Annotated in this window: 26 protein-coding genes and 1 pseudogene; 19 read left to right on the forward strand and 8 right to left on the reverse strand. The window is 73.3% G+C overall.

The window, feature by feature from the left end:
• Positions 1 to 19 precede the first annotated feature (19 nt).
• The 3 genes from lysS to AC5RWQ_RS13740 all read left to right on the forward strand — a co-directional run bounded on the left by lysS (position 20) and on the right by AC5RWQ_RS13740 (position 4,958).
• A complete protein-coding gene (gene lysS / locus AC5RWQ_RS13730; protein ID WP_494283104.1) occupies positions 20 to 1,528 on the forward strand; it encodes a lysine--tRNA ligase in 1,509 nt (502 codons plus the stop codon).
• Between the two features lie 110 nt (positions 1,529 to 1,638).
• On the forward strand, positions 1,639 to 1,989 hold the full coding sequence (locus AC5RWQ_RS13735) for a histone-like nucleoid-structuring protein Lsr2 (protein ID WP_334484029.1): 351 nt from the start codon (positions 1,639 to 1,641) through the stop codon (positions 1,987 to 1,989).
• Between the two features lie 437 nt (positions 1,990 to 2,426).
• The gene (locus AC5RWQ_RS13740; protein ID WP_334484027.1) at positions 2,427 to 4,958 is read left to right on the forward strand and encodes an ATP-dependent Clp protease ATP-binding subunit; all 2,532 of its coding nucleotides are present in this window, start codon (positions 2,427 to 2,429) and stop codon (positions 4,956 to 4,958) included.
• Positions 4,959 to 5,039: 81 nt separating this feature from the next.
• On the opposite strand, the gene AC5RWQ_RS13745 is transcribed toward AC5RWQ_RS13740, so the two are convergent.
• Positions 5,040 to 5,945 carry an HhH-GPD family protein gene (locus tag AC5RWQ_RS13745; protein WP_494283105.1) on the reverse strand — a complete coding sequence of 302 codons (906 nt, stop codon included), beginning with the start codon at positions 5,943 to 5,945 and terminating at the stop codon, positions 5,040 to 5,042.
• Positions 5,946 to 6,041: 96 nt separating this feature from the next.
• Between AC5RWQ_RS13745 and AC5RWQ_RS13750 the strand changes: the two genes are divergently transcribed.
• The 3 genes from AC5RWQ_RS13750 to AC5RWQ_RS13760 all read left to right on the forward strand — a co-directional run bounded on the left by AC5RWQ_RS13750 (position 6,042) and on the right by AC5RWQ_RS13760 (position 7,951).
• A complete protein-coding gene (locus AC5RWQ_RS13750) occupies positions 6,042 to 6,554 on the forward strand; it encodes a glycine cleavage system transcriptional repressor (protein ID WP_494283106.1) in 513 nt (170 codons plus the stop codon).
• The gene (locus AC5RWQ_RS13755) at positions 6,551 to 7,111 is read left to right on the forward strand and encodes a peptide deformylase (protein ID WP_494283107.1); all 561 of its coding nucleotides are present in this window, start codon (positions 6,551 to 6,553) and stop codon (positions 7,109 to 7,111) included. The genes AC5RWQ_RS13750 and AC5RWQ_RS13755 overlap by 4 nt, the downstream gene beginning before the upstream one ends.
• Before the next feature lie 105 nt (positions 7,112 to 7,216).
• Positions 7,217 to 7,951 (forward strand): hypothetical protein, encoded by a 735-nt coding sequence (locus AC5RWQ_RS13760; protein ID WP_494283108.1) that lies wholly within the window; start codon positions 7,217 to 7,219, stop codon positions 7,949 to 7,951.
• 5 nt (positions 7,952 to 7,956) lie between these two features.
• On the opposite strand, the gene disA is transcribed toward AC5RWQ_RS13760, so the two are convergent.
• The 4 genes from disA to AC5RWQ_RS13780 all read right to left on the reverse strand — a co-directional run bounded on the left by disA (position 7,957) and on the right by AC5RWQ_RS13780 (position 12,530).
• On the reverse strand, positions 7,957 to 9,138 hold the full coding sequence (gene disA, locus AC5RWQ_RS13765) for a DNA integrity scanning diadenylate cyclase DisA (RefSeq protein WP_334484013.1): 1,182 nt from the start codon (positions 9,136 to 9,138) through the stop codon (positions 7,957 to 7,959).
• Positions 9,139 to 9,279: 141 nt separating this feature from the next.
• Positions 9,280 to 10,740: a DNA repair protein RadA gene (gene radA, locus AC5RWQ_RS13770; RefSeq protein WP_494283109.1), complete on the reverse strand. Its 1,461-nt coding sequence runs from the start codon at positions 10,738 to 10,740 to the stop codon at positions 9,280 to 9,282.
• Between the two features lie 89 nt (positions 10,741 to 10,829).
• Entirely contained in the window at positions 10,830 to 11,549 is a 720-nt protein-coding gene (locus AC5RWQ_RS13775) for a hypothetical protein (protein ID WP_494283110.1), read from the reverse strand.
• A 141-nt stretch (positions 11,550 to 11,690) separates the two neighbouring features.
• Complete coding sequence (locus AC5RWQ_RS13780) at positions 11,691 to 12,530, reverse strand: UbiA family prenyltransferase (protein ID WP_494283111.1); 840 nt, start codon at positions 12,528 to 12,530, stop codon at positions 11,691 to 11,693.
• Positions 12,531 to 12,575: 45 nt separating this feature from the next.
• Here AC5RWQ_RS13780 and AC5RWQ_RS13785 point away from each other — a divergent pair, with 45 nt between their 5' ends.
• The 4 genes and pseudogenes from AC5RWQ_RS13785 (at position 12,576) to AC5RWQ_RS13800 (ending at position 15,317) form a co-directional block, all read left to right on the forward strand.
• Positions 12,576 to 13,331 (forward strand): methyltransferase domain-containing protein, encoded by a 756-nt coding sequence (locus AC5RWQ_RS13785; protein ID WP_494283112.1) that lies wholly within the window; start codon positions 12,576 to 12,578, stop codon positions 13,329 to 13,331.
• Positions 13,332 to 13,374: 43 nt separating this feature from the next.
• Positions 13,375 to 13,539: pseudogene (locus AC5RWQ_RS13790) on the forward strand (acyl-CoA dehydrogenase family protein); the annotation flags it as partial.
• 149 nt (positions 13,540 to 13,688) lie between these two features.
• Positions 13,689 to 14,744: a type III polyketide synthase gene (locus AC5RWQ_RS13795; protein WP_494283113.1), complete on the forward strand. Its 1,056-nt coding sequence runs from the start codon at positions 13,689 to 13,691 to the stop codon at positions 14,742 to 14,744.
• A 9-nt stretch (positions 14,745 to 14,753) separates the two neighbouring features.
• Positions 14,754 to 15,317, forward strand: a complete 564-nt coding sequence (locus tag AC5RWQ_RS13800) for a hypothetical protein (RefSeq protein ID WP_494283114.1) — start codon at positions 14,754 to 14,756, stop codon at positions 15,315 to 15,317.
• 34 nt (positions 15,318 to 15,351) lie between these two features.
• Here the strand turns inward: AC5RWQ_RS13800 and AC5RWQ_RS13805 are convergent, their stop codons facing one another.
• Positions 15,352 to 16,089, reverse strand: coding sequence for a hypothetical protein (locus tag AC5RWQ_RS13805; RefSeq protein WP_494283115.1), 738 nt, complete (start codon positions 16,087 to 16,089; stop codon positions 15,352 to 15,354).
• A gap of 329 nt (positions 16,090 to 16,418) precedes the next feature.
• Here AC5RWQ_RS13805 and AC5RWQ_RS13810 point away from each other — a divergent pair, with 329 nt between their 5' ends.
• From AC5RWQ_RS13810 to AC5RWQ_RS13835, 6 genes are all read left to right on the forward strand, one after another.
• The gene (locus AC5RWQ_RS13810) at positions 16,419 to 16,904 is read left to right on the forward strand and encodes a CarD family transcriptional regulator (RefSeq protein ID WP_192766555.1); all 486 of its coding nucleotides are present in this window, start codon (positions 16,419 to 16,421) and stop codon (positions 16,902 to 16,904) included.
• Positions 16,905 to 16,958: 54 nt separating this feature from the next.
• Positions 16,959 to 17,654: a 2-C-methyl-D-erythritol 4-phosphate cytidylyltransferase gene (gene ispD / locus AC5RWQ_RS13815; RefSeq protein ID WP_494283116.1), complete on the forward strand. Its 696-nt coding sequence runs from the start codon at positions 16,959 to 16,961 to the stop codon at positions 17,652 to 17,654.
• Between the two features lie 36 nt (positions 17,655 to 17,690).
• Positions 17,691 to 18,239, forward strand: a complete 549-nt coding sequence (locus tag AC5RWQ_RS13820) for a GNAT family N-acetyltransferase (protein ID WP_494283117.1) — start codon at positions 17,691 to 17,693, stop codon at positions 18,237 to 18,239.
• On the forward strand, positions 18,236 to 18,718 hold the full coding sequence (gene ispF, locus AC5RWQ_RS13825) for a 2-C-methyl-D-erythritol 2,4-cyclodiphosphate synthase (RefSeq protein WP_494283118.1): 483 nt from the start codon (positions 18,236 to 18,238) through the stop codon (positions 18,716 to 18,718). The genes AC5RWQ_RS13820 and ispF overlap by 4 nt, the downstream gene beginning before the upstream one ends.
• Before the next feature lie 4 nt (positions 18,719 to 18,722).
• Complete coding sequence (locus AC5RWQ_RS13830) at positions 18,723 to 19,745, forward strand: tetratricopeptide repeat protein (RefSeq protein ID WP_494283119.1); 1,023 nt, start codon at positions 18,723 to 18,725, stop codon at positions 19,743 to 19,745.
• Positions 19,746 to 19,853: 108 nt separating this feature from the next.
• On the forward strand, positions 19,854 to 20,393 hold the full coding sequence (locus AC5RWQ_RS13835; protein ID WP_494283120.1) for a hypothetical protein: 540 nt from the start codon (positions 19,854 to 19,856) through the stop codon (positions 20,391 to 20,393).
• A 24-nt stretch (positions 20,394 to 20,417) separates the two neighbouring features.
• Here AC5RWQ_RS13835 and AC5RWQ_RS13840 read toward each other — a convergent pair whose 3' ends face one another.
• Positions 20,418 to 21,584 (reverse strand): homogentisate 1,2-dioxygenase, encoded by a 1,167-nt coding sequence (locus AC5RWQ_RS13840; RefSeq protein ID WP_494283121.1) that lies wholly within the window; start codon positions 21,582 to 21,584, stop codon positions 20,418 to 20,420.
• A 94-nt stretch (positions 21,585 to 21,678) separates the two neighbouring features.
• Here AC5RWQ_RS13840 and AC5RWQ_RS13845 point away from each other — a divergent pair, with 94 nt between their 5' ends.
• Positions 21,679 to 22,590, forward strand: a complete 912-nt coding sequence (locus tag AC5RWQ_RS13845) for a hypothetical protein (RefSeq protein WP_494283122.1) — start codon at positions 21,679 to 21,681, stop codon at positions 22,588 to 22,590.
• A gap of 76 nt (positions 22,591 to 22,666) precedes the next feature.
• Positions 22,667 to 23,866 (forward strand): fumarylacetoacetase, encoded by a 1,200-nt coding sequence (fahA, locus tag AC5RWQ_RS13850; protein WP_494283123.1) that lies wholly within the window; start codon positions 22,667 to 22,669, stop codon positions 23,864 to 23,866.
• Positions 23,867 to 24,013: 147 nt separating this feature from the next.
• On the opposite strand, the gene AC5RWQ_RS13855 is transcribed toward fahA, so the two are convergent.
• Positions 24,014 to 25,588 (reverse strand): hypothetical protein, encoded by a 1,575-nt coding sequence (locus AC5RWQ_RS13855; protein ID WP_494283124.1) that lies wholly within the window; start codon positions 25,586 to 25,588, stop codon positions 24,014 to 24,016.
• 329 nt (positions 25,589 to 25,917) lie between these two features.
• On the opposite strand from AC5RWQ_RS13855, the gene AC5RWQ_RS13860 reads away from it, so the two are divergent.
• The gene (locus tag AC5RWQ_RS13860) at positions 25,918 to 26,127 is read left to right on the forward strand and encodes a DUF397 domain-containing protein (protein ID WP_494283125.1); all 210 of its coding nucleotides are present in this window, start codon (positions 25,918 to 25,920) and stop codon (positions 26,125 to 26,127) included.
• The last annotated feature ends 58 nt before the right edge of the window (positions 26,128 to 26,185 follow it).

The raw sequence follows: 26,185 nt of genomic DNA on the forward strand, positions 1-26,185 counted from the left end.
CTGTCTGAGGAAGCGTGCCGTGAGCGAGCAGAACGCCGTGCCAGTCGACCCCGCCGACGACCTTCCGGAGCAGATGAAGGTCCGCCGGGAGAAGCGGGACCGGATGCTCGCCGAGGGCGTCGCGCCGTACCCGGTCGGTTTCCCCCGCACCAGCACCCTGGCGGAGGTCCGCGAGAAGTACGCCGAGCTGCCCACCGACACAGCCACCGGGGACAAGGTCTCGGTCACCGGCCGGGTGATCTTCGTACGGAACACCGGCAAGCTCTGCTTCGCGACCCTGCGCGACGGCGACGGCACCGAGTTGCAGGCGATGCTCTCCCTGGACCGGGTCGGCGCCGAGCGGCTGGAGGACTGGAAGCGCCTGGTCGACCTCGGCGACCACGTCGGGGTGACCGGTGAGGTGATCACCAGCCGCCGGGGCGAGCTGTCGGTGCTGGCCGACGAGTGGGCGGTCACCGCCAAGGCGCTGCGCCCGCTGCCGGTGGCGCACAAGCCGCTCAGCGAGGAGGCCCGGGTCCGCCAGCGGTACGTTGACCTCATCGTCCGCCCGCAGGCGCGGCAGATGGTTCGTACCCGGGCGGCCGCGGTGCGCAGTCTGCGTGACTCGTTGCACGATGCGGGATTCATCGAGGTCGAGACGCCGATGCTCCAGTTGCTGCACGGTGGCGCGGCGGCCCGCCCATTCGTGACCCACAGCAATGCGCTCAGCACTGATCTGTATCTGCGAATCGCGCCGGAACTGTTTCTGAAGCGCGCCGTGGTCGGCGGCGTGGAGCGGGTCTTCGAGATCAACCGCAACTTCCGCAATGAGGGCATCGACTCGTCGCACTCGCCCGAGTTCGCGATGCTCGAGACCTACCAGGCGTACGGCGACTACGACACCATGGCCGAGTTGACCCGCGATCTGGTGCAGCGGGCGGCGGTCGCGGTGAGTGGTTCGACGGTGGTGACGCACGCCGACGGGCGGGAGTTCGACCTGGGCGGCGAGTGGCGCTCGGTGACCCTGTTCGGGGTGCTTTCGGAGGCCCTCGGCGAGGAGGTCACGGTCCGCACCGAGCGGTCCCGCCTGGTCGAATACGCCGACAAGGTCGGGCTCTCCGTGGACCCGAAGTGGGGCGCGGGCAAGCTGGCCGAGGAGCTCTTCGAGGAACTGGTCGTCCCGGGCCTGCAGGCGCCCACCTTCGTGCGGGACTACCCGGAGGAGACCAGCCCGCTCACCCGGGCCCACCGCAGCGAGCCGGGGCTGGCCGAGAAGTGGGACCTCTACGTGCTCGGCTTCGAGCTGGGCACCGCGTACTCGGAGCTGGTGGACCCGGTGGTGCAGCGGGAGCGGCTGGTCGCCCAGGCGCAGCTGGCCGCCCGCGGCGACGACGAGGCCATGCGGCTGGACGAGGACTTCCTCCGGGCGATGGAGTACGGAATGCCGCCGGCCGGGGGTATGGGAATGGGAATCGACCGCCTTCTGATGGCGCTCACCGGCCTGGGAATTCGGGAAACGATCCTGTTCCCCTTGGTTCGCGCCGAGTGACCGGACGACTTCTTCTCCGGCTCGTTACCGCATCCCGTTGACGCGACAAGCATCGGGCGGGTTATCGTGCTCCTATTGCAGGAGCACCCTGCTCGAAAGGAATGTGGGACGTGGCCAAGCAGATCATTCACAAGCTGGTCGATGACCTGGACGGCGGGGACGCGGACGAGACCGTCAAGTTCGCCCTGGACGGCGTTCAGTACGAGATCGACCTGTCGGCCAAGAACGCCGAGAAATTGCGCGACGTATTCGCCCAGTACGTGGCGGCGGGCACCCGGGTCGGCCGGGGCGGCGTGGTCGTCGGCGGCCGGGCCGCTCGGGGCCGGGGCGGCGCCACTGCCGATCGCGAGCAGAACAAGGCCATTCGGGCCTGGGCCAAGAAGGCCGGCCGGGACATCTCCGACCGGGGTCGCATCCCGCAGGAGATCGTCGAGGAGTACCACTCGAAGGCCGGTCACTGACCGAGGGCCCAGGCGACACGACGCCGGACCGGAGCGTGGCTCCGGGCCGGCGTCGCCGTGTCCGGGGGCGGTCCGGGGCGGATGTCGGCGCCGCCGTCGGGGCCGGGAAGGTTCTCAGCCCGGCCGACGTTGTCCACAACCGGTGGAGAAGTTGTCCACAGCCTGTGGATGAGGTCACCGTGGCGCCGGAAGGCGCTGCGGACCCCCCTGGCGAATTTCGCTCTGCGCGTACAGCTGAGGGTCCCGGAACACCTCCTGAGCGCGGATGGTTGTTCAAAACGACGTCAGAACGGCTCAGCACGGGGAGACACGACCTCAGCGGAGTCGGTCAGCGGCGATAGAGTAAGGAGGCACGGACGCCCGTCCCGGACGTCCGCGCACCGGCCCCGCCAAGATCTTGGCTATCAAGGCGCACGGCACGTGAGGAGCACGAGGGCATGTTCGAGCGGTTCACCGACCGAGCGCGACGGGTTGTCGTCCTGGCCCAAGAAGAGGCCCGGATGCTCAACCACAACTACATCGGTACGGAACACATCCTGCTGGGCCTCATCCACGAGGGTGAAGGCGTCGCGGCTAAGGCCCTGGAGAGCCTCGGCATCTCCCTCGAGGGCGTCCGTCAGCAGGTCGAGGAGATCATCGGCCAGGGTCAGCAGGCGCCGAGCGGGCACATCCCGTTCACGCCGCGGGCCAAGAAGGTGCTGGAGCTGTCACTGCGCGAGGCGCTGCAGCTCGGCCACAACTACATCGGCACCGAGCACATCCTGCTCGGCCTGATCCGCGAGGGCGAGGGCGTCGCCGCCCAGGTGCTGGTCAAGCTCGGCGCCGACCTCAACCGGGTCCGCCAGCAGGTGATCCAGCTGCTCTCCGGCTACCAGGGCAAGGAGCCGGCCGCGGCCGGTGCCACGCCGGGTGAGGCCGCGCCGTCGACCAGCCTGGTGCTGGACCAGTTCGGCCGCAACCTGACCCAGGCCGCCCGCGAGGGCAAGCTCGACCCGGTGATCGGGCGCGAGAAGGAAATCGAGCGGGTCATGCAGGTGCTCTCCCGCCGTACCAAGAACAACCCGGTCCTGATCGGTGAGCCCGGCGTCGGCAAGACCGCCGTGGTGGAGGGGCTGTCCCAGAAGATCATCAAGGGCGAGGTGCCCGAGACGCTGAAGGACAAGCAGCTCTACACCCTCGACCTCGGTGCCCTGGTCGCCGGTTCCCGCTACCGCGGTGACTTCGAGGAGCGCCTCAAGAAGGTGCTCAAGGAGATCCGCACCCGCGGCGACATCATCCTCTTCATCGACGAGATCCACACCCTGGTGGGTGCGGGTGCCGCCGAGGGCGCGATCGACGCGGCGAGCATCCTCAAGCCGATGCTGGCCCGTGGCGAGCTGCAGACCATCGGCGCCACCACGCTGGACGAGTACCGCAAGCACCTGGAGAAGGACGCCGCTCTCGAGCGTCGTTTCCAGCCGATCCAGGTGGGTGAGCCGTCCCTGGCCCACACCATCGAGATCCTCAAGGGCCTGCGGGACCGCTACGAGGCGCACCACCGGGTGAGCATCACCGACGCCGCTCTGGTGGCCGCCGCCACGCTGGCCGACCGGTATATCTCCGACCGCTTCCTGCCGGACAAGGCGATCGACCTGATCGACGAGGCCGGCGCGCGGATGCGGATCCGCCGGATGACCGCGCCGCCAGACCTGCGCGACTTCGACGAGCGCATCGCCCAGGTGCGTCGCGACAAGGAGTCCGCGATCGACGCGCAGGACTTCGAGCGCGCCGCCCAGCTGCGCGACAAGGAGAAGCAGCTCCTCGGCCAGAAGGCGCAGCGGGAGAAGGAGTGGAAGGCCGGTGACCTGGACGTCGTCAGCGAGGTGGACGACGAGCAGATCGCCGAGGTGCTCGGCAACTGGACCGGCATCCCGGTCTACAAGCTGACCGAGGAGGAGACCTCGCGCCTGCTGCGCATGGAGGACGAGCTGCACAAGCGCGTCATCGGCCAGGAGGACGCGGTCAAGGCGGTCTCGAAGGCGATCCGGCGTACCCGGGCCGGCCTGAAGGACCCCAAGCGCCCGTCGGGCTCGTTCATCTTCGCCGGCCCGTCCGGCGTCGGTAAGACCGAGCTCTCCAAGGCGCTGGCCGAGTTCCTCTTCGGCAGCGAGGACGCCCTCATCCAGCTGGACATGTCCGAGTTCCACGACCGCTACACGGTCTCCCGGCTGGTGGGTGCCCCTCCCGGCTACGTCGGCTACGACGAGGGCGGGCAGCTGACCGAGAAGGTGCGGCGTCGGCCGTTCTCGGTGGTCCTCTTCGACGAGATCGAGAAGGCCCACCCGGACGTGTTCAACACGCTGCTCCAGATCCTGGAGGACGGTCGGCTCACCGACGGTCAGGGCCGGATCGTGGACTTCAAGAACACGGTCATCATCCTGACCACCAACCTCGGTACCCGGGACGTGGCCAAGGCGGTGTCGCTGGGCTTCCAGGCCTCCGAGGACTCCGAGTCGAACTACGACCGGATGAAGCAGAAGGTCAACGACGAGCTCAAGCAGCACTTCCGGCCTGAGTTCCTCAACCGGATCGACGACACCATCGTCTTCCACCAGCTGCGTCAGTCCGAGATCCTCTCGATCGTGGACATCATGATCCAGCGGATCGAGACCCAGCTCCGCAACAAGGACATGGGTCTGGAGCTGACCGACAACGCCAAGAAGTACCTGTCCAAGAAGGGCTTCGACCCGGTGCTGGGCGCGCGTCCGCTGCGTCGCACGATCCAGCGCGACATCGAGGACAACCTCTCCGAGCGGATCCTCTTCAACGAGCTGACCCCGGGTCAGATCGTGGTGGTGGACTGCGAGGGCGACCCGGAGGACATCGACAAGTCCAAGCTGGTCTTCCGCGGTTCGGACCGCCCGGCCGAGGTGCCGGACGCCGTTCCGGCCGACCTCGGTGGCGCGGCCACCGCGGGCGCGGACGAGTAAGGACGACAGCACGAGGGCGACGGCCCCGGTCGGCGAAAGCCAACCGGGGCCGTCGCCTTTTCGTGGATCTGGGGTAAGGGGTCAGGGGAGCGCGAGGGGGGTGGCCGGGCCGTCGCCGAGAAGGCGGAACGACTCCTCGCCCACCGGCTCGACCAGGCCGTCCTTCACCAGTCCGGCGAGCGCCCGGGCCCGCTGCACGTCGTCGTGCCAGACCTGGTCCAGCCGCTGGTGCGGGACCGGCCCGGTGGCCTCCCGGAGCACCCCGAGCAGCAGTCCCCGGACCTGCCGGTCGGTGCCGGCGTACCGCTGGGGCCGGCGGGTGGGGCCGGCCGGGGCGTCCTGGCCGGAGGCCCGCCAGGCGCAGACCGACTCCACCGGGCAGACCGCGCAGCGCGGCGTACGGGCCGTGCAGACCACCGCGCCGAGCTCCATGAAGGCGGCGCTGGCCAGCGCGGCGGCGGCCGGCTCGACGGGGAGCAGTTCCTCGCAGGCGACCAGGTCGGAGGGACGGGTCGCCGGTCCGGCGTCCGGTTCACCGGCGATCGCCCGGGAGACCACCCGCCGGACGTTGGTGTCGACCACCGGATGCCGCTGCCCGTACGCGAACGCGGCGACCGCCCGCGCGGTGTACGTCCCGACGCCGGGCAGGGCCAGCAGCTGGTCGAGCTGGTCCGGCACCGCCCCGCCGTGCCGCTCCACGATCGCCACCGCGCAGTCACGCAGCCGGACCGCCCGGCGGGGGTAGCCGAGCCGGCCCCACATCCGGATCGCCTCAGCCGGCGGGTCCGCGGCCAGGGCGGCCGGGTCGGGCCAGCGCGCCAGCCAGGCCTGCCAGGCGGGCAGCACCCGGACCACCGGGGTCTGCTGGAGCATGACCTCGCTGACCAGGATGGCCCACGCCCCGACGCCGGGCTCGCGCCACGGCAGGTCACGGGCGTTCTGCTCGTACCACCGGCTGACCCGGGTGGCGAAGGTGGGTTCAGTCATCGCGTCGCCGATGATGTCACGCGTCGGCTTCCCGCAGGATGGGCGGCCCGGGCGGGGCGACGCGGCGGCTCGACCCGGAAAGGGGAGAATGCCCGGATGAACGAGCTCGCGATCACCGTCATCGGCCGGGACCGGCCCGGCATCGTGGCCGACGTCGCCGAGGTGCTCGCCCGGCTCGGCGCGAACCTCACCGACTCCACCATGACCCGGCTACGGGGTCACTTCGCGATGACCCTGATCTGCGTCGGCCCGGCCGCCGCCGAGGTCGAGGCCGCGCTGGCCCCACTCGCCGCCGACGGCCAACTGCTGGCCACCGTACGAGCCGTCACCCCGGACGGGGAGGCGGCGCCCGGGGGTGAGCCGTACGTGATGGCGGTGCACGGCGCGGACCGGATGGGGATCGTGGCGGGGATGACCCGGGCGCTCGCGGACGCGGGCGGCAACGTGACGGACCTGAGTACCCGGCTGGCCGGCTCGCTCTACGTGGTGGTCGCCGAGGTGGACCTGCGCCCGGGCAGCGCCGACGAGGTGGCCGGGCGGCTCGCCCGGGCCGCCGCCGACCTGGGGGTCGGGGTGTCGCTGCGGCCGACCGAGCCGGACGTGCTGTGAGCGAGGAGTACGCCGGCCTCGGCGACTGGACCCCGGAGAGCCTGGGCCTGGTGGGGGAGGTGCGCCCGGTGGTCTGCGCCCCCGACCCGGTGCTCAGCCGGCCCGGCCCGGAGGTCGACCCGACCGCCGAGGAGGTGGTCCGGCTCGCCGCCGACCTGGTCGCGACGATGAAGGTCTCGCCTGGCTGCGTGGGTCTCGCCGCCCCGCAGGTGGGGGTGGGCGCACAGGTCTTCGCGGTGGACGTCACCGGCCACCCCAAGGCGGTCACCGTGCACGGCGTCTTCGTGCTCTGCAACGCCCGGGTGGTGGAGGCGAGCCGGTGGAAGGCCGGGCGGGAGGGTTGCATGTCGGTGCCCGACCTCACCGGTGACGTGAAGCGGGCCAGTCGGCTGGTCGTCGAGGGCGTGCTGCCCGGCACCGGGAAGTCCGTCCGGTTGGTCACCGACGGCTTCGAGGCCCGCGCGCTGCAACACGAGATCGATCACTGCGCCGGGTTGCTCTTCCTGGACCAGGTCGCCGGCGCGCACGCCGTCTACCAGCGCAAGGTCTACCTGTGAACCCGGGCTGCCGTCTGTCGTGAGTGGAACGGCCGTCCTGACCCGCACGGAGTACGGCGCGTCGCGCCGGGTCCCCGTGCGGGGCGCGACTACGGTGGGGGCATCATGCGTCTGACGGTCGGTCCTCTGCCCTCCGCCGTGTACTGGCGGCGTCGTGCGGTCGTACTCGGAGCAGGGCTTCTCTTCCTGATTGTCCTGCTCTATTCCTGCAACCAGTCGGGTGACACGGCGACCACACCGGGGGCGCGGTCGACCCCGTCGTCGCCGGTGACGGCCCCGTCGCCGACCGGTTCGCCCCCTGCGTCGGGTCCGGACTCCGCGTCCCCGCCGGCCGCGTCCGGGGCGCCCGGCGGGTCAGTCGGTCCGGCGGCCGACCCGGGTACGACCACCGCCCCGCCCACCGCCCCGCCCGCCGCACCCGTCGGCCCGGCCGCCGTCGACGACGGCACCTGCACGGACGCGGAGATCGTGGTGACCCCGGTGGCAATGCCCTCCCAGGCGCAGCGCGGCGCGCCCGTCGACCTGAGCCTCAAGATCAAGAACAGGTCGCAGCGGACGTGTAGCCGGGACGTCGGCGCGGACGTGCAGGAGCTGTTCATCAAGTCCGGTGCGGAGAAGGTCTGGTCGTCGGACACCTGCGGCACCGGCCGGGGCTCCGACGTGCAGTCGTTCACCCCGGGCTTCGTGCGCTCCTACCAACTCACCTGGAACGGCATGGACGTCACCCGCTGCGCCAACGGGGTGGCCGCCGGGCCGAACCCGCCGGCCGGGACGTACCAGGTCTTCGCCCGGGTGGGTACCAAGCTGAGCGAGCCGGTGGCGCTGATCATCACCGGCTGAGCGGGTCAGACGTAGCGTTCCAGGATGGACGCCTCGGCGAGCCGGGACAGCCCTTCCCGTACGCCCCGGGCCCGGGCGTCGCCGACCCCCTCGACGGCCTGGAGGTCCTCCACGGTGGCGCCGAGCAGCCGCTGGAGGCTGCCGAAGTGCACGACCAGCCGGTCGACGATCGCCACCGGCAGCCGGGGCACCTTGGCCAGCAGCCGGAACCCGCGCGGGCTGACCGCGGCGTCGAGCGCGTCGGAGGCGGCCGGGTAGCCGATCGCCTTGGCGACCGCGACCAGGTCGATCAGCTCGGTGGCGCCGAGCAGGTCCAGCTCGACGAGCGCCTCGTCGAGGGTGCGGGGCCTGCGGCCGGCGGGGAGGTAGTCCCGGATGACCAGGGTGCGGTCCGCGTCGACGCCGGCCATCAGCTCGTCGAGCTGAAGGGCGAGCAGGCGACCGTCGGTGCCCAGCTCGACCACGTAACCGGAGATCTCGTCGGCGATCCGGCGGACCATCTCCAGCCGCTGCACGACCGCTACCGCGTCCCGGACGGTGACCAGATCCTCGATCTCCAGCGCGGAGAGCGTGCCGGATACCTCGTCCAGCCGGAGCTTGTAGCGCTCCAGGGTGGCCAGCGCCTGGTTGGCCCGGGACAGAATGGCGGCCGAGTCGTCCAGCACGTGCCGCTGGCCGTTGACGTAGAGGCTGATGATCCGCATCGACTGGCTGACCGAGATGACCGGGTAGCCGGTCTGCCGGGCGACCCGCTCGGCGGTGCGGTGCCGGGTGCCGGACTCCTCGGTGGGGATGGAGGGGTCGGGCATCAGGTGGACGCCGGCCTGGACGATGCGGGTGCCGTCGCTGGAGAGCACCACGGCGCCGTCCATCTTGCACAGCTCACGGACCCGGGTGGCGGAGAATTCGACGTCCATCGGGAAGCCGCCGGTGCAGATCTGGTCGACCACCTTGTCGTAGCCGAGGACGATCAGCGCGCCGGTGCGGCCGCGCAGGATCCGCTCCAGCCCGTCGCGGAGCGCGGTGCCGGGCGCCATCAGGGCGAGATTGGCCCGCAGCGGGTCCCCCGCACTGCCGGCGCCCCCGGTGACGCTCACGCTGATCTGACGGGCGGGCGAACCCACGGCACCGGTGCGGGCGTGGGGCGTCGCGCCGGCAGGCTTGGTGGTATCGCGGTCGATCGGCACGGGCACAGTCTACGGACTGCCGTGCGGTGGGTGCTGTCGTGGTTACTGTGATGTGTCACGGCGTCGGATTCCTCCGCCCGGTCGGAGGCGGTGATCGGTGTCCGCTATGCGTCGGGCGTCCCGCCCGACGGGCACCCTCGGTCACTCGGCGGACGCGCGGGCGACACACTGGAGCGCCGACCGGACGTCCGTGACCTCCATCACCTGCATGTTCGCCGGTGCGGCTACCCCGCTGCCGGCGGGGCCGCAGCCGGACGGCACCAGCGCCACCCGGAAGCCCAGCCGGGCCGCCTCGGCCAGCCGCCGGGGCACCGCGCCCACCCGCCGAACCTCGCCGGTCAGCCCGACCTCGCCGATCGCCACCAGATTCGGCGCGATGGCCAGATTGAGCCCGCCGGAGGCGACCGCCAGGGCCACCGCGAGGTCGGCTGCGGGCTCCACCACCCGGATGCCACCGACGGTGGCGGCGAAGACCTCCCGGTCGTGCAGGGTCAGCCGCTCGGTACGCCGCTGGAGCACCGCCAGCACCATGGCCAGCCGAGCCCCGTCGAGCCCCGAGACCGTACGCCTCGGTGAGCCGGCGACCGTCGCGCCGATCAGCGCCTGCACCTCGGTGACCAGCGCCCGGCGCCCCTCCATCGCCACCGTGACGCAGGTGCCGGGCACCGGCTCGGAGTAGCGGGTCAGGAAGAGCCCGGACGGGTCGGCCAGGCTGCTGATGCCGCCCTCGTGCATCTCGAAGCAGCCCACCTCGTCGGCGGCGCCGAACCGGTTCTTGACCCCCCGGACCATCCGCAGCGAGGAGTGCTTGTCGCCCTCGAAGTGCAGCACCACGTCGACCAGGTGCTCCAGCACCCGGGGGCCGGCGACCTGGCCGTCCTTGGTGACGTGGCCGACCAGGACGGTGGCGATGCCACGCTCCTTGGCGACCGAGACCAGCGCGGCGGTGACCGCCCGGACCTGGGTGACGCCGCCGGGCACCCCCTCGGTGCCGGTGGTGGAGATGGTCTGCACCGAGTCGAGCACCAGCAGGCCCGGCTTGACCGCGTCGAGGTGGCCGAGGACGGCGCTGAGGTCGCTCTCGGCGGCCAGGTAGAGCTGGTCGTGCAGGGTGCCCATCCGTTCGGCGCGCAGCCGGACCTGGCTGACCGACTCCTCGCCGCTGACCACCAGGGACGGGCTGCCGGCGCCGGTGGCCCACTGCTGGGCCACGTCGAGCAGCAGGGTGGACTTGCCGACCCCGGGCTCGCCGGCGAGCAGCACGACCGCACCGGGGACCAGGCCGCCGCCGAGCACCCGGTCGAGCTCGCTGACCCCGGTGGGTCGGGCCCGGGCCGGGGCGGCGCTGATGGTGGCGATCGGCCGGGCCGGCTCGGCCGGCATCCGCGAGCTGACCACCCGGCCGGAGACCAGCGGCCCGGTGACGGTGCACTCGACCACCGAACCCCACTCGCCGCACTCCGGGCAGCGCCCCACCCACTTGGGTGGCTGGTGGCCGCAGGCGTCGCACGCGTAGGCCGGGCGCGGCTCGCGGGCGGCCCGGCCCCGGGCGGCACCGGACGCCGCGCCGGCGCGCGGGGAGGTCGATCGGGACGTGGTCACCCCAGGACGCTAACCCCCACCTGTGACGAAAACACCGTCGGCGTGGTGGTCACCACGCCGACGGTGTCGGCAGATCGTCGTGCGTCGGGTCAGCCGCCGTGGCCGGCGCTGCCGCCCTCGCCGCCCTCTTCGCCGCCCTCGCGGCTGATGATCGGGGAGACCGGCGCGGCCGGGGTCAGCGGGATGCCGATCGCCGCCGCGGTGGTGATGGTCTTGCCGTTGCCGAAGTCGAAGGTGAGGTTGACCTGCTCACCGACGCTGCGCGCCTCGTTCAGCCCGACGAGCTGGAGGTAGCGGCCGCCCTGCACGTTCAGCTGCACGTAGCTCAGCGCCGGGATCTCGACCTTCGCCGGCTCGCCGGCGGGGGCGGACGCGCTCTCCGCCGGGCTGGCCGACGCGGACGGCGAGGCGCTCTCCGACGGCGAGGCGCTCTCCGACGGGGACGAGCTGGGCGAGACCGAGGCGGACGGGCTCGGCGAGCCGGCCGTGCCGGTGATCACGAGCTGGCGCGCGCTGTCGGTGGTGACGGTCACCGTCACCGGGCTCTCCGTGTCGTTGTAGATCACCGCGTTGACCGAGGCGTTCGCGCCGGCGGGGTAACCCTCGGTGCCCGGGTACTCGACGTAGAGGCCGCGCACCTTGTAGGCGTTGTCCGGGGTCTGGACGTTGATGCCCTGGACCGACGGCTGCTTGTTGGAGGTCTCGGCCGCCTGGCCGGCACCGCATCCGGTCGCCAGCAGGGCGGTCGCGGCCGCCATGCCGGAGAGCAGCAGGGCCGCCCGCCGGGAACCCCTGATCGAGCGCGTCACGTCGGTCCTCCTCGTCACGATCCCCTCCCGGCCATACCCCGGGCACGGGGTGGTCATACCCGCGCAGACCGCGCTCCAGGGTAGTTGGGGCTGATCGACTGCCGCACGCCGACCCGGGGGTGCCACCCACAGGGGTGTCGGTCAGACCACCCGACCGCTCGCCACCAGCAGGACCACGTCGATCAGGGCGACCACCATCACCGCCCGGAAGGCCGCCACCGGGCGGCCGCCGGCCCGGGTGGTGGCGCGCCCGCCGTACCAGCCGAGGGCCGGCACCACGGCGGCGACCACGACCGCCGACAGCCCCGCCCACGACGGCGGCCCGGGCGGCCCGAGGACCAGGGTGACGGTCGCGGCCAGCAGCAGCGCGGCGGCGGCGATCCGGCTGCCGGCCGGCCCCAGCCGGTGCGGCAGGCCGCGCACCCCGGTCCGGGCGTCGTCGGCCAGGTCCGGCAGCACGTTGGCGAAGTGCGCCCCGGCGCCCAGGCAGGCCGCCGCGGCGACCAGCCAGACCGGCGGGGTCGGGGCGCCGGGCAGGGCCAGCACCACGAAGGCCGGCAACGCCCCGAAGGAGACCGCGTACGGCAGCACCGAGGCCGCAGTGGACTTCAGCGGCCAGTCGTAGAGCAGCGCCGAGACCAGCGCGACGGCGACCCAGCCGGCGGCGACCGGGTTGGTGGTCAGCGCCACGGCCGGGCAGGCCAGGGCGGCCAGCACCGCGCCGACGGCGACCGTGCGCCGGCCGATCGCGCCCGTGGCGACCGGCTTGTCGGTACGCCCCACCACCGCGTCCCGCTCCGCGTCGAGCGCGTCGTTGGCCCAGCCGACGGCGAGCTGGCTGGCGAGCACGCTGACGGTCACCGCGGCCACCCCTGCCGGGGAGTGCCCGGCCCCCCAGGCCAGCAGCCCGGTCACCGTGGTGACCGCCGCGGCCGGCTCCGGATGGCTCGCCCTGACCAGCCCTAACACCGTCGACGACATAAGGGAAGTCTGGTCGTTATCGGGGAGTCGTGCCAGGCTCGGTCCATGCGGAACGGTCCGGTCGCCACCCGTGGCCGGGTGCTGCCCCCCAACGACCCCCGGCAGTACGACGAGCTGGCCGGCGAGTGGTGGCGGCCCGATGGCGCCTTCGCGATGCTGCACTGGCTGGCCCGGGCCCGGGCCGCGCTGGTCCCCCCGGCGGGCCGCCCCGATGCGCTCCTGGTCGACCTGGGCTGCGGCGCCGGCCTGCTCGCCCCGCACCTGGCCGGCAAGGGCTACCGGCACGTCGGTGTCGACCTGACCCGCTCCGCGCTCGCCCAGGCCGCGGCGCACGGGGTGACCGTGGTCAACGGCGACGCGACCGCCGTGCCGCTCGCCGACGGCTGCGCCGACGTGGTCGCCGCCGGTGAGCTGCTGGAGCACGTACCCGACTGGCGGCGGGCGGTCGCCGAGGCGTGCCGGTTGCTGCGGCCGGGTGGCCTGCTGGTGCTGGACACCCTCAACGACACCGCGCTGAGCCGGCTGGTCGCCGTCCACCTCGGTGAGCGGCTGCCCACCGTGCCCCGAGGAATCCATGATCCACAGTTGTTCGTGGACGAGCGCGAGCTGATCGCCGAATGCGCCCGGCACGGTGTGACGCTGCGGACGTGCGGCATCCGGCCGGGGCTGCGCGGGACCCTGGCCTGGCTGGTGCGCCGGGTCCGGGGCGGCCCGACGCCCACCTCCGGCCGGGAACCACGGATCCGGCCGACCTGGTCGACCGCCGTGCTCTACCAGGGACGCGGTGTCCGACACGGGTAGTCCGACCGGGCGGGGGTAGAGGGGACGCCGAGAAGGGGGCGACATGGCTGTGCACGCGCTGGAGGCGGCCCGTCGGTTGGCGCCGCGGTTCGCCGCGCGGGCGGCGGTGCACGACCGGGACGGCTCCTTTCCGGTGGACGACTTCGCCGACCTGCGGGAGGCCGGCCTCTTCGGACTGATGCTCCCCCGAGCGTCGGGCGGTGCGGGCGACGTCTGCGCCGACCGGCTGGGCATCGCGGCGTTGGGTGGCGACCCGGACCGTGATGGTTCGACCCCTCGTTGGTGAGGGCGGTGGGGACGGCCGTCTTCCGGACGGGGACGGCCGCCGGGTGTGGTGTGCGAACGAGAGGTGGGGACATGGCCGTGCCAGTGATCGCGGGGCTCGGTACGGCGCAGCCGCCGGGTGCCGGGCAGGACGAACTCTGGGAGGGGTTCTTCTCCCGGCACTTCTCCGGCACGACGCGGGCCCTGGCCCGGCGGATCTTCGCGAACTCCGGGGTGTCCCGTCGGCAGGCCGCGGTCAACCCGCTGCTGGAGGACGTGTCGGACTGGCCGACCGAGCGCCGGATGCGGCGCTACCAGGTGGAGGCGTTGCCGCTGGGCAAGGAGGCGGTGGGCCGGGCGTTGACCTCGGCGGGGCTGGCCGCGGGGGACGTCGGGCTCTTCGTCGTCTGCTCCTGCACCGGGTACGCCACCCCGGGGCTGGACATCCTGCTCGCCCGGGACCTGGGCATGGCCCCCGACACCCAGCGGATGTTCGTCGGGCACATGGGCTGCTACGCCGCGCTGCCCGGGCTCGGCGCGGCGGGCGACTTCGTCACCGCCCGGGGGCGGCCGGCGCTGCTGCTCTGCGCCGAGCTGACCAGCCTGCACATCCAGCCGGCGTCGGCCCGGATGGACACCCAGCAGATCGTCTCGCACGCGCTCTTCTCCGACGCGGCGGTCGCCGCCGTGCTCGTCCCGGGCGCTCCGTCCGGGTACGCGCTGCGCGAAGTCTCCTCGGTCACCGACACCTCGACCGCCGACCACATGACCTGGGACGTCACCGACACCGGCTTCCGGATGGGGCTGTCGCCGAAGGTGCCGCAGGTGCTCTCCACCCACGTCCGGGGCCTGGTCGAGGGTCTGCTCGCCCGGCACGGCAGCAGCATCGCCGACGTGGACGGCTGGGCGGTGCACCCGGGCGGCCCGCGCATCCTCAACGTGGTGGAACGCGAGCTGGCGCTGCCGCCGGAGGCGTTGGCGGCGTCCCGCGCCATCCTGGACGAACACGGCAACTGCTCGTCCCCGACGGTGCTGCTGATCCTGGACCGGCTGCTGCGTGACGCGCACCGGCCGGAGCGGATCGTGATGCTCGCCTTCGGACCGGGCCTCACCCTCTACGCGGCCCTGCTGGAACGGACCGGCGGCTAGGCTGCCCGGATGGGCGTCGATGCGGGTGGCCGGCTGCGCGGTGCCGTGCTGATCGGGGCGGCGCTGGCCGTCCTGGCGGCCGGTGGCTGGTGGTGGTGGGACGCCGCGCCGGTGGTCGGCCCCACGGCGGCGCCGACCCCGACCCCGGCGCTGGCGGACCTGCCCGTGCCCGGCCCGCTCGCCACGGTCCGGGTGGAGATCGCCCCGGGGACCGGCCGGATCACCGGGTTGACACAGGTGCCGGACCACGGCGACCCGGACGTCGGGCTGCCCACGTCCACCGACACCCTCTGGCGGGAGCGCCTGGTCCTGGTGCCGGGTCAGCCGCCGGTGAGTCGGGATTCGCTGCCGGACGGCGCCCGGCACCTGTTCCAGTACCGCTGCTCCGGCGACGGGCAGCTGCTGGTCACGATCATTCACGACGAGCGGTACACCGAGAACCGCCAGACGACCTGCGACGGGGACCTGGGCTCGCTGGAGCTGCCCGACCCGCTGGTGCGGACCCGGCTCTACCTTTCCGCCGTCGAACCCGGCCCGGTCGAGCTGGAGGCTCAACTGGTCGCCCTGCGCTGAGTCCGCCCGTCGGCGGGCGTGCCGGCCGGGGTGGTCAGCCGGCGAGCCGGGCCAGGTCGGCGCGGTAGTTGTCGGCGGCGCCCAGCTCGGGCAGCACCCGGACGACCGTGCCGGCGCGGTCCACCAGCAGCGCGGGGGCGACGCCGGGGCGGCTGTCGAGATGCAGGGCGGCCCGCAGGCCGCCGGCCGGGTCGGCGAGGGCCCGGACCCGGTCGCCGCCGGCGCGGGTGGGAGCGGCGCCGACCGTGCGACCGCCGGTGACGGTGACCACCTGGACGCCGGCGGGCGCGGCCGCGGCGGCCGCGACGACCTGGTCGGCGCAGGCGCAGGCGTCCACCAAGATGATCATGGCGGGGAGCAGCCGGCGTAGCGGCACCGGCGCCTGGTCGGTGCCGACCAGGTCGAGCGCGGGCAGCGGCCGGCCGGTCAGTGCGGCCGGCCCCGACGGGTACGGCAGGACGGTGGGTCGATCCCCGCTGCGCGGCGGCCGGGGCCAGGTGACGGCGGCCAGCCCGGCGAGCGTGGTGAGCACGGCGACCAGCAGGATCAGCAGGGGCAGGCCGAGGGGTGGCCCGCCGTCCGGGCGGGGGGCGAGACCCAGCCGGCGACGCCAGCGGCCCGCCGGGCCGCGCCGGCGCAGCTCCCGCCGGAGCTGAGCGGCCTCCGCGGCCAGCGCCGAGGCGTCGTCCGGTACGACCACCCGGCCCCACTCCGGTGGCAGGTCGGGCAGCCCTTCTGGCGGGCCGTGACCCTCTGCGTCAGGCATGCCCATCGGACCCCCGGGAAGCGTCGCGGCGAGCGGGCTGTGGTACCTCCTCCAGCCTCCCGCACCGCCCCCTCCTCCCGCTACACCTGGGCGGGGCGAGCGGCACCGGGCTACCATGGGAGGAGCGCATAGCCCGAGACATCCACGCTCCGATCACCCGTACCGGGTTGTCATCCGTTGCTTACGGAGCGTGTTCAAACCATCGGTTTGACCGCCTGTCAAGCTGAAGAAATACCTCTCACAGGGCCCCTGAGCTGCGCCAACGGTCAGGACAGCGGTGGGACATCGGTGCCTGAGCGTGTTACTCTAGACACAGCGAAAGGGGTTTCGAACCTATGGTTTTCAGTGTCGGCGAGACCGTTGTTTACCCCCACCACGGGGCCGCACTCATCGAGGCAATCGAGACTCGGGTCATCAAGGGCGAGCCTAAGCAGTACCTCGTCCTGAGGGTCGCGCAGGGTGACCTGACGGTCCGGGTGCCCGCTGAGAACGCCGAGATCGTGGGTGTGCGCGAGGTGGTCGGCGAAGAGGGCCTGGGCAAGGTCTTCGACGTGCTCCGTGCACCGCACACCGAGGAGCCGACCAACTGGTCGCGGCGTTACAAGGCGAATCTGGAGAAGCTGGCCTCCGGCAACCCGCTGAAGGTGGCCGAGGTCGTCCGCGACCTGTGGCGTCGGGAGCGGGAGCGGGGCCTCTCCGCGGGTGAGAAGCGGATGCTCGCCAAGGCCCGCGACATTCTCGTCGGCGAGGTCGCGCTGGCCGAGAAGAGCACCAAGGACGAGGCGGAGTCGCTGCTCGACAAGGTACTGACCGAGGCCTGATTTCCACAGCATCGTCGTACCCAGCCCGAAGCAAAGAAACCCGAGGACCGCGACGTGACCGCGCAGCTCAATCCGCGCGGTGACGTCGCGGTCCTTGTGCCTGCGGCCGGTGCCGGGGTACGCCTCGGTCCCGGCGCTCCCAAGGCGCTGCGCCTGCTCGGCGGCGAGCCGCTGCTGGTGCACGCCGTACGCCGGATCGCGGCGGCGCCGTCCGTGCACACGATCGTGGTGGCCGCCCCGGCCGCCGAGGTCGGGGCGGTCCGCGAGCTGCTCGCCCCGGTGGCGCCCGTGCTGGTCGTACCCGGCGGGGCCGAGCGGCAGGCGTCCGTGGCGGCCGCCCTCGCGGCGGTCCCGCCCGGGCCGGGCATCGTGCTGGTGCACGACGCCGCCCGGGCGCTGACCCCGCCGGACCTCGTCGAGTCGGTGGCCGCGGCGGTCCGGGCCGGGCACCATGCGGTGATCCCGGTGCTCCCCGTGGTCGACACGATCAAGGAGGTCGGGGCCGGCGAGATCGTCCTCGGCACCGTCGACCGGTCGGCGCTGCGCGCCGTGCAGACCCCGCAGGGCTTCCGTCGGGACGTGCTCACCGCCGCGCACGCTGCGGCCGGCGGCCCGCTCACCGACGACGCCGGCCTGGTCGAGAAGCAGGGCGTCCCGGTGTTCTGCGTACCGGGTTCGGAGTACGCGCTGAAGGTCACCCGCCCGTTCGACCTGGCCCTGGCCGAGCACCTGCTGACCACCGGCCGCTGAGCCCTCGCCGGTCCGACGGTACCTATGCTGGCCGCCATGATCACCCTGGAGCGGCTCCGGGCCGACCACGCGGACGCCCTGCTGGCCTTCGAGCGGGAGAACCGGGAGTGGTTCGCCCGCTCCGTGCCGGATCGGGGCGACGCCTACTTCGCCGACTTCGCCTCCCGGCACTGCGCCCTCCTCGCCGAGCAGAATGGCGGGACCTGCCACTTCCACGTCGTCCTGGACGACCGCGGCGAGTTGATCGGCCGGGTCAACCTGGTGGACGTCGAGGGCGGGACCGCCGAACTCGGCTACCGGATCGGCGAGCGCGCCGCGGGCCGGGGCGTGGCGACGGCGGCGGTCGGGCAGGTGTGCCGGCTCGCCGTGGCGACGTACCGGCTCACCACCCTCACCGCGGTCACCACCCTCGACAACCCGGCGTCCATGGCCGTGCTGGGGCGTACCGGGTTCGTGCTGGTGGGGGACGTCGAGATCGGGGGGCGCCCCGGCCGGCGGTACGAGCGCCGGCTCGTCACGGACGTCCGGCCCGAGCAGGCCGGTGGTGACGGGGCGCGGGCGTCGGCGCGTACCCTCGGGTCATGATCGTTCCTCGGGTCGCCGTCGGCGTCGACGTGCACGCCTTCGAGGCGGGCCGGCCCTGCCAGGTCGCCGGCCTGCACTGGCCGGACCAGGACGGCCTGGCCGGGCACTCCGACGCGGACGTGGCCGCCCACGCGGCCTGCAACGCGCTGCTCTCCGCCGCCGGGCTCGGTGACCTCGGGGCCAACTTCGGGGTGGGCCAGCCGGAGTGGGCGGGCGCCTCCGGGGTGGCGCTGCTGACCGAGTCGGCCCGGCGGGTCCGGGCCGCCGGGTTCGAGATCGGCAACGTCTCCGTCCAGGTAATCGGCAACCACCCCAAGATCGGTCCGCGCCGGGACGAGGCGCAGCAGGTGCTCTCCCAGGCGGTCGGCGCGCCGGTCACCGTCTCGGCCGCCACCACCGACGGGCTCGGCTTCACCGGGCGCGGCGAGGGGCTCACCGGAATCGCGGTGGCCCTGGTCTACGACGCCCCGGTGGGCTGACCGGGTGACCGCCGAACCGGGCCCCGAGCGGTCCGCCGCCGACGGCTACCGTGACCGGGCCCAGCTCCTCGCCGAGCTGGGCCGGTACGACGAGGCCGCCGAGGAACTGGCCGCCGGCATCGCCGCGCAGCCGGGCGACAGCGCGGCGCTTACCCTGTTGGCCCGGGTGCAGCTCGTGGCGGGTCGTCCGCGGGAGGCGCTCGCTGCCGCCGACTCCGCCTCGGCCGCCGCGCCCGACGCGGTACCACCCCTGGTCGCTCGCGCCTTCGCCCTGACCGACCTGGGGGAGTACGCCGAGGCGGCCGGTACGGCGGACCGGATCCTCGCGGTCGCGCCGGCCGACGCGTACGCCCAGCGGGCCGGCGCGGCGCTGCTGGCCGAGGCGCGCAACGGCCAGCCGGCGCTGAACGCAGCCTGGCGCGGGGTCGAGCTGGCCCCCGACGAGCCGCAGGCGCACCTGGTGCTGGCGCTGGTGGCGGGCCGGCTGGACCTGTTCGACCTGGCCGAGCGGGCCTACCGGGAGGCGCTGCGGCTCGACCCGGAACTGGCCGGGGCCGAGGACGACCCGGGTGTGCTGCGGCTGGAACGGCGGCGCTGGGCCGAGGCGTTGGCGCAGGTGGCGGCGTTGGCACCGATCCGTCCGGAAGGCTCCGGCACGCTCGGAGTGGGCGAGGGGATCCGGCGCCTGGTGCTGGTCGGCGGCGGCTGGTCGCTGGTGGCCAGCCTGCTGAGCGCCGTCCTGGCCGGTGGCGGCGCGGGGGCGTCGCGGGTGTTCGCCGGGCTGGCGGCGGCCGGTGGCGCGCTGCTGCTCTGGCGGCTCGCCGGCCGGGTGCCCGAGCTGACCCGTACCGTCTTGCCGGCGTTGCGCCGGGAGGACCGGTCGCTGGCCCTCGCGGTGTACGCGGTGGCGGCCGGCCCGGCCCTGCTCCTGCTGTACGCCCTGGTCGGCACCCCGTGGCCGCTGGTGGCGACCATCGCCGTCGTCGCCGCCGCCGAACTGGCCTTCCTCTCCCGCGCCCTGCGCTGAGCCGGACGCGCCCCGCGCTGAGGCGCACGCACGTTGCGCTGAGCCGGCCGGGCCCTGCGCCGACCGGACGGGGCGGCGGCGCCCGGCCTCCGCGCCGACAATGAACCGATGTCTGCCATGACCGAGGCCGAGTTCAGGCACCTGACCCGGTGGACCGCCGTGCTGGTGTTCCTGCTCGCGCCGGGGATCGACTTCGTGCTGCTCCTGGTCACCTACCGGGTGACCGCGGCGGTCGACCCCGAGGTGCTGGGCGACGTGGTGCTGCGTCCCGCCCGGTACGCCGCCTTGATCATGGTGGTGAAGCTGCCGATGGTGCTCGCCTGGACGACCGCGGTCTCCGGCCGCCGCGTCTGTGCGCTGGTGAGCGGCGCCGAGCTGCCCGAGCCGCCGGTGCGCCGTGGCTGGCGCCGGGTCGCCGCCGCGGTGCGCGACGAGGCGGTGGACTTCGTCATGACCGCCGCCGCCGCGTTGCTCGTCTTCGCGCACGTGGTCCAGCCGGTCGGGGTCCGGACGGGTCCGCTCGTCGCCCTGAGCGCGGCCGGGGTCTGCCTGCTGCCGAAGCCGGTGACCGGGCTGGTGGCCCTGCTGCGCCGGGCGCGGCGGCGGGCCGGCCGGCGGCGTCCGCCCGGCCCGCCCGCACAGGGGTGACCGGACGGGCGGGCGGGGTCGGCGTCAGGGGCGGCGGGCCCAGGTCCAGGCGTAGCCGTCGTCCTCGCACTCGCCGGCGGCGTCGCAGAGGTCGAGCGGGCGGAACGTGTCGACCATGACCGCCAGCTCGTCGAAGAAGTCCGCCCCGATGGAGCGTTCCGCCGCGCCGGGCTGCGGGCCGTGGGTGAAGCCGGACGGGTGCAGCGAGATCGAGCCCTGTTCGATCCCCGAGCCGCGCCGGGCCTCGTAGTTGCCGCCGGTGTAGAAGAGCATCTCGTCGGAGTCGACGTTGTGGTGGTTGTACGGCACCGGGATGGCATCCGGGTGGTAGTCCACCTTGCGTGGCACGAACGAGCAGATCACGAAGTTCGGGCCCTGGAAGGTCTGGTGCACCGGTGGCGGCTGGTGGATCCGGCCGGTGATCGGCTCGAAGTCGTGGATGGAGAACGCCCACGGGTACATGTGCCCGTCCCAGCCGACCACGTCGAACGGGTGGTTGGCGTAGACGTACCTGGTCCAGCCGCGGCGGTGGCGGACCAGCACCTCGACGTCGGTCCCGTCGACCAGCAGCGGCGCGTCCGGTCCGCGGACGTCGCGCTCGCAGTACGGCGCGTGCTCCAGGAACTGGCCGCGCACCGACAGGTAGCGCTTCGGCGGGCCGATGTGCCCGGTGGCCTCGATCGCGAGCAGCCGGGTCGGCTGGTCGCCGGTGGGCACCAGCCGGTGGATGGTCGAGGTCGGGATGACCACGTAGTCGCCGGCGACCAGGTCGAGCGCGCCGAACGTGGACTCCAGCCGCAGCGTGCCGGCCTCGACGTAGAGGCACTCGTCGCCGGTGGCGTTGCGGTAGAGCGGGGACGGCCGGTCGGCCAGCACGTACGCGATCCGGACGTCGTCGTTGGCGAGCAGGTAACGCCGGCCGAGGACCGGGTCGGCGCCGGAGCCGTCGAGCTTGTGGGTACGCAGGTGGCGCGGCTTGAGCGGGAGGTTGGGCAGCCGGGTGAGGGCGGGCGGGGTGAACTCCTCGGCGGCGACGATCGCGGTCGGGGCGTACCGGTGGTAGAGCAGGGAGGAATCGGAGGAGAAGCCCTCCTGGCCCATCAGCTCTTCGGCGTAGAGACTGCCGTCGGGCTGGCGGAACTGGGTGTGCCGCTTGCGGGGCAGCTCACCGACGCTGCGGTAGTACGGCATGTCGCCTCCCGTTATGTCCCGTTCTCCGGGCGGTGGCGTCCGATAATCGGACGCTGTTGTCCGGTCCTTGTAGCGTCCCGTAGATTCTTGTCTCGTGTCAACGCAGGTCCCCCGCCTCTTCGCCGGCCTCGTCGACGACGCCGCCGTCTTCCCGCCCGGCAGCGCGTCGCTGCCCGACGCGCTCGCCGCGCACCGCGGGCACCGCGCCTCCTGGTACGCCGACCTGGTCGGCCCGCTGCTGCTGCCCGCCTCGCGCCTGGCCGAACTGGCCGCGCTGCTCCACGCCGACGAGCGGATCGCGGTCGGGATCATCGGCGACGTCCCGCTGGACCGGCTCGACGAGGCCCGCGCCGCCGCGGACCCGCGCCTGACCGTCCGTCAGGTCGAGGCGGCCGTCGCCAAGCGCGGCGAGGACCCGCTCCCGGGCCTGACCACGCTGATCGACCTCGCCCGTGGCACCGGCAAGGACGCCCCGGCCGCCGGGCCAGGATCGGCCGCCGGGCCCGCCGAGGGCAGCGCGCTCGATTGGTACGCCGAGATCCCGCTCACCTTCGGGCTGAGCAGCGCGCTCGACGCGCTGGCCGCCGCCCGCGCCGACGGGGTGCCGATCGCCGCCAAGTTCCGCACCGGCGGGCTGGCCGCCGAACTCTTCCCCACCCCGGTCGAGCTGGCCGCGGTGATCGGTGCCTGCCGCGACCGCGACGTGCCGTTCAAGCTGACCGCCGGCCTGCACCAGGCGACCCGCCACCTCGACCCGGAGACCGGCTTCACCCACCATGGCTTCGGCAACGTGCTGGCGGCCACGCTCGCCGCCGCCGAGGGCGCGGAGGTGGACGCGGTAGCCGTGCTGCTCGCCGCGACCGATCCGCTGCCGGTGGTCGAGCAGGTCCGCGCCCGGCTCGAGGCGAGGCGTCCGCTGTGGATCGGGTTCGGCTCGTGCAGCATCCTGGAACCACTGACCGATCTGATCCGGCTGGGGCTGGTGAACGGGGGATTCGACCGATGAGCGAGCGTAGCGAGCGAATCAGTAGGCGCAGTGCGGTCGTGCCTCATGGCGGCACGCAGCGGAGCGGAGTGCCGGCATGAGCTGGGTGACCGGAGTGGACGGCTCGGCGTACGGAATCAGCAACCTGCCGTACGGGGTGTTCCGGCACGACGGGCGGGAGCCGCGGATCGGCGTACGCGTGGCCGACCTGGTGCTCGACCTGGCCGGCGCGGAGGCGGCCGGCCTGGTGCTCGCCGGCGGCGCGCTCGGGCGCCCGACGCTCAACGACTTCATGGCGCTCGGCCGACCCCAGTGGACGGCGGTACGGCAGCGTCTCGTTGAGCTGCTCACCGAGGAGGCGCACCGGCCGGCGGTGGAGCCGCTGCTGGTCCCGCTGGCCGAGGTCGAGCTGCTGCTGCCGTTCGACGTCGCCGACTACGTCGACTTCTACTCCTCCGACCACCACGCCTCGAACGTCGGGCAGATCTTCCGCCCCGGGCAGCCGCCGCTGCTGCCCAACTGGAAGCACCTGCCGATCGGGTACCACGGCCGGGCCGGCACGGTGGTCGTCTCCGGCACCCCGGTGGTCCGCCCCAGCGGGCAGCGCGCCACCCCGCAGGGCCCCACCACCGGCCCCTCCGTACGCCTCGACATCGAGGCCGAGGTCGGCTTCGTGGTCGGCGTGCCCAGCCGGCTCGGTGACCGGGTCGCCGTCGACGACTTCGCCGACCACGTCTTCGGGGTGGTGCTGGTCAACGACTGGTCCGCCCGGGACATCCAGGCCTGGGAGTACCAGCCGCTCGGCCCGTTCCTCGGTAAGTCCTTCGCCACCTCAATCTCGGCGTGGGTGACCCCGCTGGACGCGCTCGCCGACGCGTTCGTGCCCGCCCCGGAGCAGGACCCGCCGGTCCAGGACTACCTGCGCGACACCCCCCACCTCGGCCTCGACCTGCGCCTGGCGGTCGAGTGGAACGGCGAGCGGGTCACCGAGCCGCCCTTCGCCACCATGTACTGGACGCCCGCCCAGCAGCTGGCCCACCTCACCGTCAACGGCGCCTCGCTGCGCACCGGCGACCTCTACGCCTCGGGCACCGTCTCCGGGCCCGAGCGCGGCCAGGTCGGCTCGTTCCTGGAGCTCACCTGGGGTGGCGCCGAGCCGGTGAAGGTCGGCGGCGGGGAGACCCGCACCTTCCTGGAGGACGGCGACATCGTCACCGTCCGGGCCACGGCCCCCGGTCCGGACGGCACCACCGTCGCCCTCGGCGAGGTCACCGGGCGGATCCTGCCCGCCCGCTGACGTTCCGTTCCGCCGGTCGCACCCGCCGTGCGACCGGCGGACTCTCCTGCCGGCGCACCGGCGGCCGTGGCCGTTCCCACGGTCACGCTGGTGACAACAGGCCGGGCCGCCCCGCCGGTGGCGCGGCGGCCCGGCCGTCTCAATAGGTCAGGGCGTGACCGTGAAGACCAACGGCCCGTCCGGCGCCGGGTCGCCGGCCCCGTTCGGGTACCCGATCAGGGTGCTGTTGCCCGCCGCGTCGGTCAGCGTCACACCGACCGTGTACGTGCCGGGTGCCAGGCCCTCGGTCCGGATCGTCGCGGTGTACTCACCCGTCGGGAGCGGCGAGGCGCCGCCGGACGACCCGGAGACCGAGCGGCCCTCCGCGTCGTACATGGTGGTGGAGATGCCGTTGACCGGCGCGCCGCTGGTGTCGTCGACGGTCACGTAGACGCCGATCGCGTACGGCAGGGTGCTGGCCGACGCCGTGGTCAGGTTCAGCCGAGCCGACGAGATCACCGGCGCGGTGGTGTCCGGCACCCGCGTGACCACCAGGTCCAGCGCGGCGCCGCCGTACGCGTTGCCGTACACGGCGACGTTGCCCGCGCTGTCGGTCAGCACGATTCCGGTGACCGCGCACCTGTCGATGTAGGTCGGCATGCGCAGCGTGACCGAGGCCGTGCCGTCCGCGCCCATGGTCGGCTCGGTCGTCGCGCCCCAGCACCGGTCGGTGTACGGGGCGATGGAGACCAGCCCGCCCACCACACCGGCCGGCTTGAGGCGCAGCGTGACCGCTTGCTCCTCCCGCCAGTTGTCCACCTGGGCGGGGTCGAGGGTGAAGTCGCTGGCGGAGAGGACGTCGTTGCGGCTGACCCGGATCGGGCTCGCCGGCACGTCCGTCACCTCACGGGTGTTACCGGCGCGGTCGGTGACCACGACCTTCTCGACGGTCCAGGTGCCGGACGGGCTGCCAGCCGGCACCTTCGCCTCGATCCCGTCGCACCAGATCCACGTGGCGTCGTAGATCTGTGAGTCCTTCCCGCAGTACAGCGGGTAGGCACCGGAGTCGCGCAGTTCGATGGGAGCGGTGATCCGGGCGCCGCCGGGGCCGGCGAGGACGAAGCTGCCCTTCCAGAACCCCGCCTGGTCCGAGATGGACGTGGAGTACCGCAGGGTGGCACCCGAGCCGTCGTCGTAGACCGCGTCCTGCTGGTCGCTGGCCCGCCCGAAGCTCTCCAGCTCCGGCGCCGTGGAGTCGACCAGTTGGGTGACAACGACCTCGGGGTCGTACTTGGCCAGGGCCTTGCCGGAGATGCTGCCGGTGGCACCCTGCTCGTCCTGGGCGGTGATCCGGGTGATCCGCCAGGTGGCCGAGGCGCTGGCGCCGTACTGGGGGACGACGAACTCGTACGAGTACGACGAGCTGCTGACCGTGCCGCCGCTGTTGGCCGAGACCTGCCCGGTGCCGTCCGGGGTGAGGGTGAACCGTACCGGCAGCTCCGGGCCCACCGCGGTCGGCCCGGTGAACTGCTGCAACCAGGTCGTGCCCGTGACCTGGGTGGCGGTCGCGCTGGTGTCGGCGACCGTCCAGTTCGCGTTGACGACGTACGGTCCGGCGGTGGTGTCGATGTGCTCGGGAGAGAAGAAGATCGCGGAGAAGGTGATCCGCGGGGTGCGGGCGGCCGCCGCGGGGGCGGCCAGGCCGCCGGCGACCAGCACCGCCGTCACAAGTGCCGTGATCACCATGCGCAGCATGGTGCGGGCCCTCGATGGAGCCAACGTTTCCTCCTGGGGAATGGATTGCCGGGCGCGCTGACTGGCGCCGCCCGGGGAAGCCAGAGTAGTGGCCGCTGAAGGCGGCCGATGCCCCGTTGGACCGGAGAAGCGGCCACGTCGGGGCTCCCGCCGGCCCGCTGACGTTCCGGATCCGTCGGTCGCACCAGCTGTGCGACCGGCCGGCCCCCCTGCCGCGTTTGATCGACCGGATTCGGTCACCACCCCACGCCGTCCCGTCCCGGGGCGGCGTGGGTCGTGACCGGCGTGGCACATCCCAGCGGACAGGAGGTACGAGCATGGACGATTTCGTGGGCGCGGTCTGGCGCACCAGTAGTCGATCGAACGATCAGGGGCTCTGCGTGGAGGTGGCGGACAACCTCGTACGCGACCGGGGCGTGGTCGGGATACGCGATTCCAAGGACCCGGACGGGCCGGTGCTCGTCGTCGGCCCGCCGGGCTGGACGGCGTTCGTCGGGGCGATCCGCCTCGGCGACTTCCGCCCCTGACCCGCCCGGCGGGACCGCACCGGTGCCCCGATCCGGGGCGCCGGTGACGGAAATTCCG

The organism is Micromonospora sp. BS32, assembly GCF_059089345.1.

What these genes read in the sequence shown, in the direction of transcription:
- AC5RWQ_RS13740 (WP_334484027.1), top strand. Translation starts at nt 2,427, where the DNA reads ATGTTCGAGCGGTTCACCGACCGAGCGCGACGGGTTGTCGTCCTGGCC.
- AC5RWQ_RS13745 (WP_494283105.1), bottom strand. Translation starts at nt 5,945, where the DNA reads ATGACTGAACCCACCTTCGCCACCCGGGTCAGCCGGTGGTACGAGCAG.
- AC5RWQ_RS13750 (WP_494283106.1), top strand. Translation starts at nt 6,042, where the DNA reads ATGAACGAGCTCGCGATCACCGTCATCGGCCGGGACCGGCCCGGCATC.
- AC5RWQ_RS13760 (WP_494283108.1), top strand. Translation starts at nt 7,217, where the DNA reads ATGCGTCTGACGGTCGGTCCTCTGCCCTCCGCCGTGTACTGGCGGCGT.
- AC5RWQ_RS13780 (WP_494283111.1), bottom strand. Translation starts at nt 12,530, where the DNA reads ATGTCGTCGACGGTGTTAGGGCTGGTCAGGGCGAGCCATCCGGAGCCG.
- AC5RWQ_RS13785 (WP_494283112.1), top strand. Translation starts at nt 12,576, where the DNA reads ATGCGGAACGGTCCGGTCGCCACCCGTGGCCGGGTGCTGCCCCCCAAC.
- AC5RWQ_RS13795 (WP_494283113.1), top strand. Translation starts at nt 13,689, where the DNA reads ATGGCCGTGCCAGTGATCGCGGGGCTCGGTACGGCGCAGCCGCCGGGT.
- AC5RWQ_RS13800 (WP_494283114.1), top strand. Translation starts at nt 14,754, where the DNA reads ATGGGCGTCGATGCGGGTGGCCGGCTGCGCGGTGCCGTGCTGATCGGG.
- AC5RWQ_RS13805 (WP_494283115.1), bottom strand. Translation starts at nt 16,089, where the DNA reads ATGGGCATGCCTGACGCAGAGGGTCACGGCCCGCCAGAAGGGCTGCCC.
- AC5RWQ_RS13810 (WP_192766555.1), top strand. Translation starts at nt 16,419, where the DNA reads ATGGTTTTCAGTGTCGGCGAGACCGTTGTTTACCCCCACCACGGGGCC.
- AC5RWQ_RS13820 (WP_494283117.1), top strand. Translation starts at nt 17,691, where the DNA reads ATGATCACCCTGGAGCGGCTCCGGGCCGACCACGCGGACGCCCTGCTG.
- ispF (WP_494283118.1), top strand. Translation starts at nt 18,236, where the DNA reads ATGATCGTTCCTCGGGTCGCCGTCGGCGTCGACGTGCACGCCTTCGAG.
- AC5RWQ_RS13835 (WP_494283120.1), top strand. Translation starts at nt 19,854, where the DNA reads ATGTCTGCCATGACCGAGGCCGAGTTCAGGCACCTGACCCGGTGGACC.
- AC5RWQ_RS13840 (WP_494283121.1), bottom strand. Translation starts at nt 21,584, where the DNA reads ATGCCGTACTACCGCAGCGTCGGTGAGCTGCCCCGCAAGCGGCACACC.
- fahA (WP_494283123.1), top strand. Translation starts at nt 22,667, where the DNA reads ATGAGCTGGGTGACCGGAGTGGACGGCTCGGCGTACGGAATCAGCAAC.
- AC5RWQ_RS13860 (WP_494283125.1), top strand. Translation starts at nt 25,918, where the DNA reads ATGGACGATTTCGTGGGCGCGGTCTGGCGCACCAGTAGTCGATCGAAC.